Below are 12,392 nucleotides of genomic sequence, written 5' to 3' on the forward strand. Positions count from 1 at the left end.
TCGTGTCATGGCAGCGCCCTCTCACCGGCTCTTCTCTTGCCTGTCAGGAGGCAGCTCATGTGCCTGATCGTGTTCGATTGGCAACCCGAATCTGCAGTCAAGCTGCGCCTTGCCGCCAACCGCGACGAGTTCCATGCCAGACCGGCCGAGCCGCTGCACAGTTGGCCGGACGCCGAACTGATCGGCGGTCGCGACTTGCTGGGCGGCGGTACCTGGCTCGCGGCGACGCACTCCCGCGTGGCCGCACTGACCAACGTTCGGGACGGTCTGGCACCGGTGCTCCCCGACGCCCCCAGTCGCGGCCAGCTCGTTCGCCAGGCGCTGGAGACCGATGACCTGACGGAATGGCTGAGCAGCCTGGCCGAAGGCGGCGCCGAACCTTACGCCGGTTTCAACCTGCTGGTCATGGCGGAGGATCGGCTCTGGACGTTTCATCACAGCCGTCACGGGACCCGCTGGCAACGGGTGGTGCCCGGCCTGCACGGGCTCTCCAACGCCACGCTGGATACGCCCTGGCCCAAGCTCGTCCGTGCCCGCGACGCCTTGCGGCGGTCGCTGGGCGCGTCGGACTGGCGAATCGGGATGTGGTCGGCCATGCGTGACGTTTGCCCGGCACCGGACGACGAACTGCCGGATACCGGTATCGACCGGGACCGGGAGCGCTTTCTGTCGCCGCCGTTCATCGAGGGGCAGGCGTACGGGACGCGGGCGACGACCCTGGTCACGGTCACCGCCGAAGACACGACACTGGAAGAGCGGCGATTCGGCCCCGGCGGCGAGCCGATGGGCCAGATGACACGCTTGGCGGCGAGCGCGCCGGATCAATCCTGAGGCGGCAGCAGGTGCCCTATCTGCCAGTCCGTCATCCGCTGGCGCAGGTGCGCTCTGACCACCGCCGTGGTGGGCAGGGAGAGCGTCTCCGCCACCAGCGATCGGGCATCCTCGATGCTGACGCGGCGAATCGCCGCCCGCACTCGGGGCAGGCTGGGCGCGTTCATCGACAGCGCATCGAAGCCCATGCCCATCAGCAGCAGCGCGCCGGAGGGATCGCCCGCCAGCTCGCCGCAGACCGAAGCCGGAACCCCGAGCCGCTGGCTCTCCTCCGCGAGCCGTGCCAACGCGTTGAGCACCGCCGGATGACAGGCGTCGTAGAGACTGGCGACACGCGCATTGTTGCGATCGACCGCCAGCAGGTACTGGGTCAGGTCGTTGCTTCCCACCGAGAAGAAGTCGACGCGCTCCGCCAGCGCCGAAAGCTGGTAGAGCGTCGCCGGCACCTCGATCATCACGCCCACCTTGGGCGATGCCACCTCGATGCCGTCCTCGGCGAGCTCCTGCCGGGCACGCGCCAGCAGGCGCAGCGCGGTATCGACCTCGTCCACGCTGGTGATCATCGGCAACAGGATACGCAGGTTGTCCAGCTCGCGGGAGGCCATCAGCATGGCCCGCATCTGGACCATCAGCACTTCGGGATGATCGAGGGTAACGCGAATCCCCCGCCAGCCGAGGAACGGGTTGGCTTCGTTGATGGGGAAGTAAGGCAGATCCTTGTCACCGCCGATGTCGAGCGTACGCATCACCACCGGCAGGGGCGCGAAGCTGGAAAGCTGCTCGTGATAGAGCCGCGTCTGCTCCTGCTCGCTGGGGAAGCGTTCGTTCATCATGAACGGCACTTCCGTGCGATAGAGGCCGACACCGCTGACACGCGGCTTGAGCTGCGCCACCATATCGACCGCCAACCCGGTATTGACCATCAGCGGCATCCGGTGACCATCGGAGGTTTCGCTGGGCAGATGCTGTTCGTGCTCCAGCACTTCCGCCAGCGCCCGTTCCTCCTTGATCAAGCGCTCGTAGCGCTTGGCCAGCTGAGGCTCGGGGCGCACGAACAAGCGCCCCCGGTGGCCGTCGAGAATCGCCTTGGCCCCGTTGATCCGAGGCAACGGCAGATCGACCATGCCCAGCACCGTCGGGATACCCATGGCCCGCGCCAGGATCGCGACATGCGAGTTGCTGGAACCCCGGATCGACACCAGCGCGGCCAGACGCCCCCTGGGCAGTTCGCCCAGCGTTGCCGCACTGATCTCGTCACCCACCAGGATGGTATTGTCCGGGTACGTAGAAGGCGTCATTTCGTTGCCTTCCTGGAGGTGCGCCAGCACTCGGCGGCCCAGATCGCGAATATCCGTTGCGCGCTCGCGGAGATAGCCGTCGTCGACGCGCTCCAGGTATTGGGTATGGCGGCGCACCACATCGGCAAGCGCCCCCGGTGCCCACTGCCCTTCGCGAATCCGCTTTTCGACCTCGTTGCCCAGCGCGGCATCGCCCAGCATCTGCTGGTAGACATCGAAAAGCGCCAGTTCCTGGGTGGAGATACGGCTGGCAAGACGCGCGCCCGCCTTGCGAATATCCTCGCGAACGTGGGCGAGCGCCGCATGCAGGCGCACCACCTCGGCATCCGGATCGGTGGGTATCAGATCGGGAACGCTGTCCAGGTCCGCCGGCGGCGCGATCACCACGATCTCGCCGATCGCCATCCCCGGCGATGCCGCCACGCCGGAAAACATCGCCTGCCCGTCAGGCTCGGTGGGGCGGTTGAGCGTGCCCGACACCAGCGCGTGGGCCAGCACACCGGCCAGCTGCGCCGCCATAGTGACCAGAAAGGCCTCGTCACCTTCGTCGAAGCGGCGTTTTTCCTGCTGCTGAACCACCAGCACCCCCAGCATTCGGCGCTGGTGGATGATGGGCACGCCAAGGAAGCTCGAAAAGCGTTCCTCCCCAGTCTCGGCAAAATACCGAAACTGCGGATGACCCGGCGCATCCTCGAGATTCAGCGGCTCCTCCCGCTGGCCGACCAGGCCGACCAGGCCCTCGCCCAGACGCAACGTCACGATACCCACGGCCTGGGTACGCAAACCGATGGTGTCCATCAGCACCAGACGATCGCGCTCGCGGTCGAAAAGATAGATGGAACAGACATCGGTGCGCATCGCCTTGCGGATGCGGCGCACCATGGTGGCCAGCGCGGCATCCAGGCTACGGGCGCCGTTGACTTCCTGAACGATGCGGCGAAGGGTATCGAGCATGAGCCTTTTTCTTGTGGGCGAGGTGATCCTCGTCGTGGCATCGGGACGGGCATTGCCGGCCCCCTGATAAGAGCTTCGAAAGCAGGCGCCTCGAAAGCCGATATCAGGGGCACGCCGGGCACCCATGGATCTGTTGGCGGCCTTGCCCTAAAGCCTGGCCATTTCCTCCAGTGACAGTCGATGAAACTCGGGCGCCAGCTCTCGTAGCGCGCGCCGGTATACCTCGCGCTTGAACGAGACGACCTGGCCCAGAGGATACCAGTAACTTACCCATCGCCAGCCATCGAATTCCGGTTTGGGCGTGCTATCGACACAAACCCGACTGTCGTGACAGCGAATCTTCAGTAAAAACCACTTCTGTTTCTGACCAATACAGATTGGTTTCGAGTGCGTTCGGACCATGCGTCGGGGGAGACGGTAACGCAGCCATCCTCGCGTACAGGCCACCACATCGACATCCCTCGAGGTCAACCCGATCTCCTCCTCGAGTTCCCGGAAGAGTGCCTGATGCGGTGTTTCGCAAGCCTTGATACCTCCCTGCGGAAATTGCCACGCCTCCTGACCCGCCCGACGCGCCCAAAGCAGCTGGCCGTCACAGTTGGCAATGATGATGCCAACGTTCGGCCGAAAGCCATCGGCGTCTATCACAGCGTTCACCTTAGCTCAATCGTCGTTGACATCATTCTTCCACAAAGCGAGAAAGGGCATCAATACGCCTTAAGCCAACCCGCCATAAAACCTTGAAAAGAAGGATTCTTATCCTGTCACCGTTGGTGACGAAGACTTGATCGACCGGTGCCGACAGCCGAGCGCGACCGGCGTGGGCAAATCCGCGGGAGTTTGCGATACTGCCGAGCGCTCGGGCTCATGCCTCCGAGCGACAAGATTCCTGATCGACAACTTGATCCACAAAACATGCGGTACGCAAACGGGAGCCAACCTTGAGCCTGGCCATCTTCGATCTCGACAACACCCTGCTGAGCTGTGACAGCGACCATGCCTGGGGCGAATTTCTGGTGGAGCAAGGCGCCGTGGATGGCGACGCCTATCGTCGCGCCAACGATCAATACCTGCGGGACTATCAAGCCGGCCAGCTGGACATCATGGCGTATCTGTCGATGGCGCTGAAACCGTTGAGCGAGCATAGCGAAGAGCAACTCAACGCCTGGCATCAACAGTTCATGGCCTGCAAGATCGAACCCCACATCCTGCCGCAGGGCGAAGAATTGCTGGCCTGGCATCGTCAGCGCGGGGATTTTCTGCTGATCGTCACCGCCACCAATCGCTTCATCACGGGCCCTATCGCCCAGCGTCTGGGGGTCGACGATCTCATCGCCATCGAGCCAGAGCGCGAGAACGGGCGCTATACCGGTCGCGTCGAAGGGGTTCCCAGCTACCGCGAAGGCAAGGTCACGCGGATCCGGCAATGGCTGGAAGATCAACCCGCCCTGACGCTGGACGACGCCTGGTTCTACAGCGATTCGATCAACGATCGCTACCTGCTCGAGGAAGTGGCCACGCCCGTGGCGGTCGACCCGGACGACGCGCTCAGAGCGCTGGCCAACGAGCGAAACTGGCGCGTGCTTTCGCTGAGATAGCCATCGGCGCCATCCTGAGCGGGTGGCTCGCCGGACTGAGCCGGTGGTTCGGCGGAAAGGCCTAGACATGATGCAGACAAGTTATAGGCAAGGCGTAAACCGAGAAGCCCCGACCAAGGCCGGGGCTTCCACAGTTCGATAACGGCAAGACGGCCGGCTTGCGGCCGAGGGTCACTCCGTCCGCACGGACCGGTCACCTGGCGCCCGAGCCGCGTCGACAGGCGCGTGCGCCGCATGCAGACGACCGATCAACTGATCCTCGAGATCGAATCGCTCCGTCATGCTTCCACCGAGCTTCTCCAGCCAGCCGGGGAGACGGTCGGTGTAGCGCTGACAACGCGACGGCGTGGCGTATTCGTTATCGAAATCGAGTACCAGCTGCGTCGAGGCATCGACCCGCGCCAGCAGCTCGTCGGCCACCGCCAGCGCTTCGCGATCCTCGAAGGCTCTGGCCTCTTCTCGCAACTGCGGGTAGATCTCGAAATGCCCGGCGCTGATGTAATCCATCAAGGCTTCACTGAAGGTATCGATGCGCGTCTTGGACACCGCCGAGAGGTCGGCATCGCAGAATTCACGCAGGTCGACCAGCGTCACGAGCATGTCGTAGCGCTGCTCCAGCCATCGATCGATCAAGGCATGAACGCCACCCCAGCGCTCCTGAGCGGTCTTGCAATCTTCCAGCATGATCAGCCTCTCCCCCGTCGCCTCTCTCCCTCATCGCGTGTTCCAGGAGACATGGCAGCCTGCTTCAGGAAACCTGCCCCGCCGGCTCGCGAACCGTCCTACCACTGTAGCGCACTCGAGATACGATCATCATCACCGGAATGATGCCCAGGACGACGAATCCGGCCAATGTCCACTGCGGCAACGTCACGCCCCACAGGGCCCCCTCGACCGCCGCGCATTCGCCGGAACCATGCAGCACCCGGGACATGACGTCCCACAACGGCAACATGTCCATCATGTAATCCAGGCCAGGGCCGCAGCTGGGCACGCTGTCCGGCGGCAGGGTCTGCAGCCAGACGTGCCGCCCCGCCACGCCGATTCCGCCCAGCACCGCGAGCAATGACAGCACAGCATAGACGATCCCGCCCCAATGCCTGGGATTGTGAATGGCGCCGATCAGGAAGACGATCCCCGCGGATATCACGGCGACGCGCTGAAAGATGCACAGCGGGCAGGGCTCGAGACCGACGCCATACTGCAGATAAAGGGCGACGGCCATCATGAAGCAGCACATCACCAGACCCAGCACGCACCACTGACGAACGCTTGCCTGCGCTATCCAACGCTTGATTTGCATGTTCCTTCCCACTGCAAGCCGGAACACGATTGCGCCGGCGGTTTTTCATCCTCGACGACAGCCGGTTCCGAGGACTTTCGTCGATCGCCATGAATTCATGACTTACGGGTTCACTGAACTTACGGGTTCACTGACTCATGCGGCCGAGCGAGGTTCCCTCGCCCGCTGGAAATAATCGGCAATGAACTGCGCGAAGGAAACCTGATCCTCGGCCTCGATATCGTGCTGCTGCTGATGCGAGGTTTCGACCAGTTGGGAAAACAGCTCGGCGCGGGATTCATCCATCGGCGTCGAACGCCACTGCTCCGCTTGCGCCTTGGCGAGATCGGTAATCAGATCCGCCCACTCGCCGCCATGCGCCTCCATGGCGCGCAGCATCTGCGCGGAGGGCGTCAGTTCCGGATCGTCCAGACGCGGGGCGATGGCATTGATCGCGGCGACATGGAGATCATCACCCTCGATGGCATCCAGCAGCTCGGCGACCTGGCGCATGCCATCGATGATCTCGTGCCCGCGGGTGCGCAGCGGCACGCGACGGTCGCCGATCTGCAGTTCCAGGTTCGGGTCGCGCCCCCTCTCGACCACCAGGCGCCGGTTGTCGTCCAGGCGATCGCACTCCTCGTCCGGAATCCAGGGGCTTTCGGAGAGCAGGCACCAGAGCAGGAAGGTATCCAGGAAGCGCATCTGCGGCTCGTCGATCCCCAGCGGCAGGAACGGGTTCAGGTCGAGGCAGCGCACCTCGATATACTCGACGCCACGCGCTTCCAGGGCCTGGGTCGGCGTCTCGTCGTGCCGTGCCACGCGCTTGGGGCGAATGTCGCTGTAGTACTCGTTTTCGATCTGCAGGATGTTGGCGTTCAGCTGGCGCCAGTCACCGTCGACCTCCACGCCGATCCGGCGGTAGTCCGGCCATTCGGCGGAGATGGCATGGCGCAGCGTGCCCACGTAGTTGGAAAGCGAGTTGAAACAGATCTTCAACTGCTCCTGCACCTTGTTCTGGTAGCCGAGATCCGACATGCGCAGGCTGGTCGCGTAGGGCGCATGGAGCGTTCTCTCGCCCAGCGGCTGGAGCTTGTCGCTGCGATCGTCGCCGCCCTCGCCCAGGAAGCTCCGGTCCAGTGCCGGCGAGGCGCCGAACAGATAGAGCAACAGCCAGCTGTTGCGCCGGAAGTTGCGGATCAGGTCGAAGTAGCGGGTCGAACGGTAGCCCTGCAACGACTCGTCCTGGCGGCCTTCCAGTTTCTGCAGCAGCGGCCAGATATCGTCCGGCAGCGACACGTTGTAGTGGATACCGGCGATCGACTGCATGATGCGACCGTAGCGCGCGTCCAGCCCCTTGCGATACACATGCTTCATGGTGCCGACGTTGGAGGTGCCGTAGTCGGCGATCGGAATGCTGTCGTTGCCCTGGAGTCGAGCCGGCATGCTGGCCGGCCAGATCCACTCGCCGTCGAGCTGGCGATAGGTGAAACGCACCAGGTCGCCGAGAAACGAGAGCGCATCGGCGGGACGGCAATAGACCGGAGTGATGTACTCGAGCAGAGCCTCGGAGTAATCGGTCGTGATATGCGGATGAGTCAGCTTGGAACCGAGCCCGTGCGGATGAGCGGTCTGGACGATGGAACCCTCCGCGTCGACTCGCAGACCTTCCTTTTCGATGCCCCGCCGTAGACGACCAAGCAATCCCTTTTGGGCCGGCGCCATCAAGTGGCCGACGTTCGTGGCGAGTTGATCAGACACGCTCAACACCTTATCTCGTTGGAGGAGCGCCGCTCCCCCGTTTGTCCGTGCGTTGACGAGGCCGAAAGGAGATCGTTCCCGTTTCGGTCCGCCTCGAGCAAAACCTCATTATGGAGCCGGCGATAGCGCTTTCAAGGCTAGGGTCTGTTGCCGTTTCAGCGCGAACCGCGTTGCTGCGTCAAATGGTGCCAGGCCAGGCACGGGATGCAGAGAAGGGTGGTTCCCTTTTCCAATCCCGCAACGCCGCATGGCGCCATTTGCCGCGCAACCCGAAGGGCCGGGCCAGTTTTTGCACGGTGCTGCGTTATTCGTCGTTCATTTGGAACAACCAAATTACGCTCCTCACGCCTTGCCCCGCACAAAAACTGGCTCCGGCGCGGCCGTTCATGAAACGGCAACAGACCCTAGCGACTTTTTACCGGATCGCCAGCGCCTGCCGAAGCCTCAATGCGAACCGCGTCGCTGCGCCTTGAGCAGCGCCTCCGCCATCGCACCGCCGGGCTGCGCGGATTGACGATCACCGCCGCCCTGACGGGGCTGCCGCCCTCGCCCTGCGTCTGCGTCGCCACGGCGAGACTTGCCGCCACCGGCGCGACGCTCGCCCGGAGACGTTTTCTCACCGGACGTGTCACCGAGTCGCATCGTCAAGCCGATGCGCTGGCGCGCCACGTCGACCTCCATCACCTTGACCTTGACGATGTCGCCGGCCTTCACCACCTGGCGCGGATCGTCGACGAACTTGTCGGCCAGCGCGGAAATATGCACCAGCCCATCCTGATGCACGCCGATATCGACGAACGCGCCGAAGTGGGTCACGTTGGTGACGACCCCTTCCAGCAGCATGTCGGGCTCGAGATCGCTGATCTTCTCGACCCCTTCGCGGAACGTCGCCGCCTTGAATTCGGGACGCGGGTCGCGGCCTGGCTTGTCGAGTTCCGCCAGGATATCGATCACCGTCGGCACCCCGAACGCGTCATCGACTGCTAGTGCATCTTGTAGATAGTCCGAGGGCTTGAGCGACTTGAGATAGCGACTGTCGCCGATCAGGCCGCCCAGCTCGCGACCGTTGCGCTCGGCGATGCGCGCCACCAGCGGATAGGCTTCCGGGTGCACGGCACTGGCGTCGAGCGGATTGTCACCGCCCATGATGCGCAGGAACCCGGCGCACTGCTCGAAGGTCTTGGGCCCCAGCCGGTCGACGCTCAGCAGCTCCTGGCGGGTACGAAACGGCCCTTCCCGGTCGCGCCGCGCGACGATGTTGTCGGCGAGCATCTTGCTCAGCCCCGAAACCCGCGAAAGCAGCGCGCCGGAGGCGGTGTTGAGATCCACGCCCACGGCATTGACGCAATCTTCGATCACCGCCTCGAGACTGCGGGACAGATTGACCTGGGAGACATCGTGCTGATACTGGCCGACGCCGATCGACTTGGGATCGATCTTGACCAGCTCGGCCTGCGGATCCTGCAGGCGCCGGGCAATCGAGACCGCGCCACGAATCGAGACATCGAGATCGGGGAACTCCCGTGCCGCCAGCTCCGATGCGGAATAGACCGAGGCGCCGGCCTCGCTGACCATGACCTTGGCAACCTGGCGCGGCGCCACGCGCTTGACCAGCTCGGCGGCGAGCTTGTCGGTCTCGCGGCTGGCCGTGCCGTTGCCGATCGCGACCAGCGACACCTCATGGCGCTCGACCAGATCGGCCAGCGTCGCCAGCGCCTCGTCCCAGCGCTTCTGCGGCGCATGCGGGTAGATGACCGCCTGCTCGAGGAAGCGGCCGGTGGCATCGACCACGGCGACCTTGCATCCGGTGCGCTGACCGGGGTCGAGCCCCAGCGTGGTGCGCGGTCCGGCCGGCGCCGCCAGCAGCAGGTCCTTGAGGTTGGCGGCGAATACATCGATCGCCTCCTGCTCGGCCCGCTCCCGCAGCCGTCCCATCAATTCGGTTTCGAGGTGGGTGTAGAGCTTGACGCGCCAGCTCCAGCGAACCACCTCCGTCAACCAGCGCGAAGCGGGCTGCTCGGCGCCGAGATCGATGCCGACGTGACGCGCGATCGCCACCTCGGCGGGATGGATCGGCGCCTCGTCTTCTCCCGCCATCGCCAGCGAGAGCGACAGCACGCCCTCCTTGCGTCCGCGGAACATCGCCAGCGCCCGGTGCGACGGCGTTCTGGCGAGGTTTTCGTCATGTTCGAAGTAGTCGGAGAACTTGGCGCCTTCCGTCTCCTTGCCCTTGACCACCCGGGCGCGAAGCTGCCCGTCTTCCCACAATCGTTCGCGCAGCCGGCCGACCAGTTCGGCCTCTTCGCTGAAGCGCTCCATCAGGATCTGCTTGGCCCCGTCCAGCGCGCTCCTGACATCCTCGATGCCATGGCTCTCGCCGGTGGCGCTATCGATGAACGCCGCCGCTTCGCCATCCGGGTCGAGGCCGGGATCGGCCAGCAGCCGGTCCGCCAGCGGTTCCAGCCCCGCCTCCCGGGCGATCTGCGCCTTGGTCCGACGCTTCTTGCGATAGGGCAGGTAGAGATCTTCCAGCCGCTGCTTGGTGGTGGCTGCCTCGAGCTCGGCGCGCAGCGCATCGGTCATCTGCCCCTGCTCGTCGATCGCCTGCAGGATCGCCTCGCGACGCTCTTCCATCTCGCGCAGATAGCGCAGGCGCTCTTCGAGCGCACGCAGCTGGCCATCGTCGAGACCGCCGGTGACCTCCTTGCGGTAACGGGAGATGAACGGGACGGTGGCGCCGCCATCCAGCAGTTCGACGGCAGCATTGACCTGATTGGAGCGAACGCCGAGCTCATCGGCGATCAACGCAATGATTGCGGTTTGAGTCTTGGACATGAAAACCATCACGATAGGTAGGATCGCGCCACGTTAGCACACCGGCGCGGGAGGCTCACACTCCGGCGGTATCGAAGTCGCACAAACCGGACGGGGATGGCCGATGGCCATCCCCGTCAGATACCGCACGGCTCGCGGCAGACAGCTCGACGAACCCGTCGGATACGGGCGGCAGAGCGTCTACAGCTGTCGGAGGCGCTACAGACGTCAGAGCGTCTGCGGGCCGGCCGCCAGGATCGCGGCATCGACATCGTCGAACTTGGTGAAATTGGCGATGAACTTGGCCACCAGCGCATTCATCTGTTCGCGATAGGCCTCCTGGTCGCTCCAGGCATCACGCGGGTCGAGCAGCTTGGCATCGACCCCGTCCACCGCCAGCGGCACGTCGAGATTGAGCCCTTCGATATGCCGGGTCTCGATGTCCTTCAGGTCGCCTTCCTGGACCGCGCGAATGATGGCGCGAGTCGTCGGAATGCTGAAACGGCTGCCGCCCTGGCCGTAGGCCCCGCCACTCCAGCCGGTATTGACCAGGTAGACACGAGACTCGAAGGCCTCGATGCGCTTGATCAGCAGATCGGCGTATTCATGCGCCGGGCGCGGGAAGAACGGTGCGCCGAAGCAGGTCGAGAACGTCGCCTCCAGGCCGCTGGTGGAGCCCATCTCGGTCGAACCGACCTTGGCCGTGTAGCCGGACAGGAAGTGATAGGCCGCCGCTTCCTTGGAGAGCAGCGAGACCGGCGGCAGCACGCCGCTCATGTCGCAGGTCAGGAAGATGATCGCGCTCGGCTCGCCGGCGCGGTTTTCCTCGACGCGCTTCTCGACGAACTCCAGCGGATAACCGGCGCGTCCGTTCTGGGTGAGGCTGTCATCGGTATAGTCGGGCACCCGATCCCCTGTCAGCACCACGTTTTCCAGCACGGTGCCGAAACGGATGGCGTCCCAGATGATCGGCTCGTTCTTGCGCGACAGATCGATGGTCTTGGCATAGCAGCCACCTTCGAAGTTGAAGACGGTGCCTTCACCCCAGCCATGCTCGTCGTCGCCGATGAGATAGCGCTCCGGATCCGCCGATAACGTCGTCTTGCCGGTGCCGGACAGCCCGAAGAACAGCGTGGTTTCCCCGTCCTCGCCGACGTTGGCACTGCAGTGCATCGGCAGCACGTCCTTCTCCGGCAACAGGAAGTTCTGCACCGAGAACATCGCCTTCTTCATCTCGCCCGCGTAACGCATGCCGGCCAGCAGCACCCGGCGGCGCGCGAAATTGATCATCACCGTGCTTTCGGAACGCGTGCCGTCACGCTGAGGATCGCAGACGAAGTCGGGGGCGCTCAGCACCGTCCACTCGCTCTTGTCCTTGGGGTTCCAGTTCTCCGGGCGCACGAAAAGGTTGCGCCCGTAGAGGTTGTGCCAGGCCTGCTGCGTGATGACACGAATCGGCAGGTAGTACTCCGGATCGGCGCCGACATGCAGCTCGGAGACGAAGGTATCGCCGCCCGCCAGGTAATCCTCGACCCGCTCCCACAGTGCATCGAACACGCCCGGCCCGATCGGGCGGTTGACCTGCCCCCAGTCGATCAGATCCGAGGTGGAGGGCTCGTCGACGATGAAGCGGTCCAGGGTGGACCGGCCAGTGCGCTCCCCCGTCTCCACCACCAATGCACCATTGGCGGCCAGCACGCCTTCTCCTCTTGCGAGGGCATATTCGACCAGCTCGGCCGTGGTCAAATTGGAGTGCGCTTTCGCGGGGCGGGAATCGCCGGCAGCCTGGAACGAGGCTTGAGAGGTGGTCATTATCCGGTCCTGGGCGCTGAGGCCTCTGTTTTCGTGTCGTTT

9 protein-coding genes are annotated in these 12,392 nt (G+C 64.2%); 2 read left to right on the forward strand and 7 right to left on the reverse strand.

Annotated elements, in window-relative coordinates:
- The first annotated feature begins 57 nt into the window (after positions 1-57).
- Positions 58-831 carry an NRDE family protein gene (locus R3F72_RS00515; protein ID WP_087719222.1) on the forward strand — a complete coding sequence of 258 codons (774 nt, stop codon included), beginning with the start codon at positions 58-60 and terminating at the stop codon, positions 829-831.
- Here R3F72_RS00515 and ptsP read toward each other — a convergent pair.
- Both ptsP and R3F72_RS00525 read right to left on the reverse strand, forming a co-directional pair.
- Positions 822-3,083 (reverse strand): phosphoenolpyruvate--protein phosphotransferase, encoded by a 2,262-nt coding sequence (gene ptsP / locus R3F72_RS00520; protein ID WP_303854587.1) that lies wholly within the window; start codon positions 3,081-3,083, stop codon positions 822-824. The two genes, R3F72_RS00515 and ptsP, sit on opposite strands and share 10 nt — an antisense overlap.
- Positions 3,084-3,230: 147 nt before the next feature.
- Complete coding sequence (locus R3F72_RS00525) at positions 3,231-3,731, reverse strand: RNA pyrophosphohydrolase (RefSeq protein ID WP_087719308.1); 501 nt, start codon at positions 3,729-3,731, stop codon at positions 3,231-3,233.
- Positions 3,732-4,024: 293 nt separating this feature from the next.
- Here R3F72_RS00525 and R3F72_RS00530 point away from each other — a divergent pair, with 293 nt between their 5' ends.
- Positions 4,025-4,681, forward strand: a complete 657-nt coding sequence (locus tag R3F72_RS00530; protein ID WP_087719220.1) for an HAD family hydrolase — start codon at positions 4,025-4,027, stop codon at positions 4,679-4,681.
- A gap of 171 nt (positions 4,682-4,852) precedes the next feature.
- Here the strand turns inward: R3F72_RS00530 and rsd are convergent, their stop codons facing one another.
- From rsd to R3F72_RS00555, 5 genes are all read right to left on the reverse strand, one after another.
- Positions 4,853-5,365 carry a sigma D regulator gene (gene rsd / locus R3F72_RS00535; protein ID WP_332778627.1) on the reverse strand — a complete coding sequence of 171 codons (513 nt, stop codon included), beginning with the start codon at positions 5,363-5,365 and terminating at the stop codon, positions 4,853-4,855.
- A gap of 64 nt (positions 5,366-5,429) precedes the next feature.
- Positions 5,430-5,984, reverse strand: coding sequence for a disulfide bond formation protein B (locus R3F72_RS00540; RefSeq protein ID WP_332778628.1), 555 nt, complete (start codon positions 5,982-5,984; stop codon positions 5,430-5,432).
- A 135-nt stretch (positions 5,985-6,119) separates the two neighbouring features.
- Positions 6,120-7,688, reverse strand: a complete 1,569-nt coding sequence (gene gshA, locus R3F72_RS00545; protein WP_332778821.1) for a glutamate--cysteine ligase — start codon at positions 7,686-7,688, stop codon at positions 6,120-6,122.
- A gap of 480 nt (positions 7,689-8,168) precedes the next feature.
- Positions 8,169-10,559 carry a Tex family protein gene (locus tag R3F72_RS00550; protein ID WP_332778629.1) on the reverse strand — a complete coding sequence of 797 codons (2,391 nt, stop codon included), beginning with the start codon at positions 10,557-10,559 and terminating at the stop codon, positions 8,169-8,171.
- 207 nt (positions 10,560-10,766) lie between these two features.
- Positions 10,767-12,350: a phosphoenolpyruvate carboxykinase gene (locus tag R3F72_RS00555; protein ID WP_332778630.1), complete on the reverse strand. Its 1,584-nt coding sequence runs from the start codon at positions 12,348-12,350 to the stop codon at positions 10,767-10,769.
- Between the last annotated feature and the right edge of the window lie 42 nt (positions 12,351-12,392).

The organism is Salinicola sp. 4072 (assembly GCF_036663415.1).
Lineage (GTDB): Bacteria > Pseudomonadota > Gammaproteobacteria > Pseudomonadales > Halomonadaceae > Salinicola > Salinicola salarius_A.

What these genes read in the sequence shown, in the direction of transcription:
- R3F72_RS00540 (WP_332778628.1), bottom strand. Translation starts at nt 5,984, where the DNA reads ATGCAAATCAAGCGTTGGATAGCGCAGGCAAGCGTTCGTCAGTGGTGC.
- gshA (WP_332778821.1), bottom strand. Translation starts at nt 7,688, where the DNA reads ATGGCGCCGGCCCAAAAGGGATTGCTTGGTCGTCTACGGCGGGGCATC.
- ptsP (WP_303854587.1), bottom strand. Translation starts at nt 3,083, where the DNA reads ATGCTCGATACCCTTCGCCGCATCGTTCAGGAAGTCAACGGCGCCCGT.
- rsd (WP_332778627.1), bottom strand. Translation starts at nt 5,365, where the DNA reads ATGCTGGAAGATTGCAAGACCGCTCAGGAGCGCTGGGGTGGCGTTCAT.
- R3F72_RS00555 (WP_332778630.1), bottom strand. Translation starts at nt 12,350, where the DNA reads ATGACCACCTCTCAAGCCTCGTTCCAGGCTGCCGGCGATTCCCGCCCC.
- R3F72_RS00515 (WP_087719222.1), top strand. Translation starts at nt 58, where the DNA reads ATGTGCCTGATCGTGTTCGATTGGCAACCCGAATCTGCAGTCAAGCTG.
- R3F72_RS00550 (WP_332778629.1), bottom strand. Translation starts at nt 10,559, where the DNA reads ATGTCCAAGACTCAAACCGCAATCATTGCGTTGATCGCCGATGAGCTC.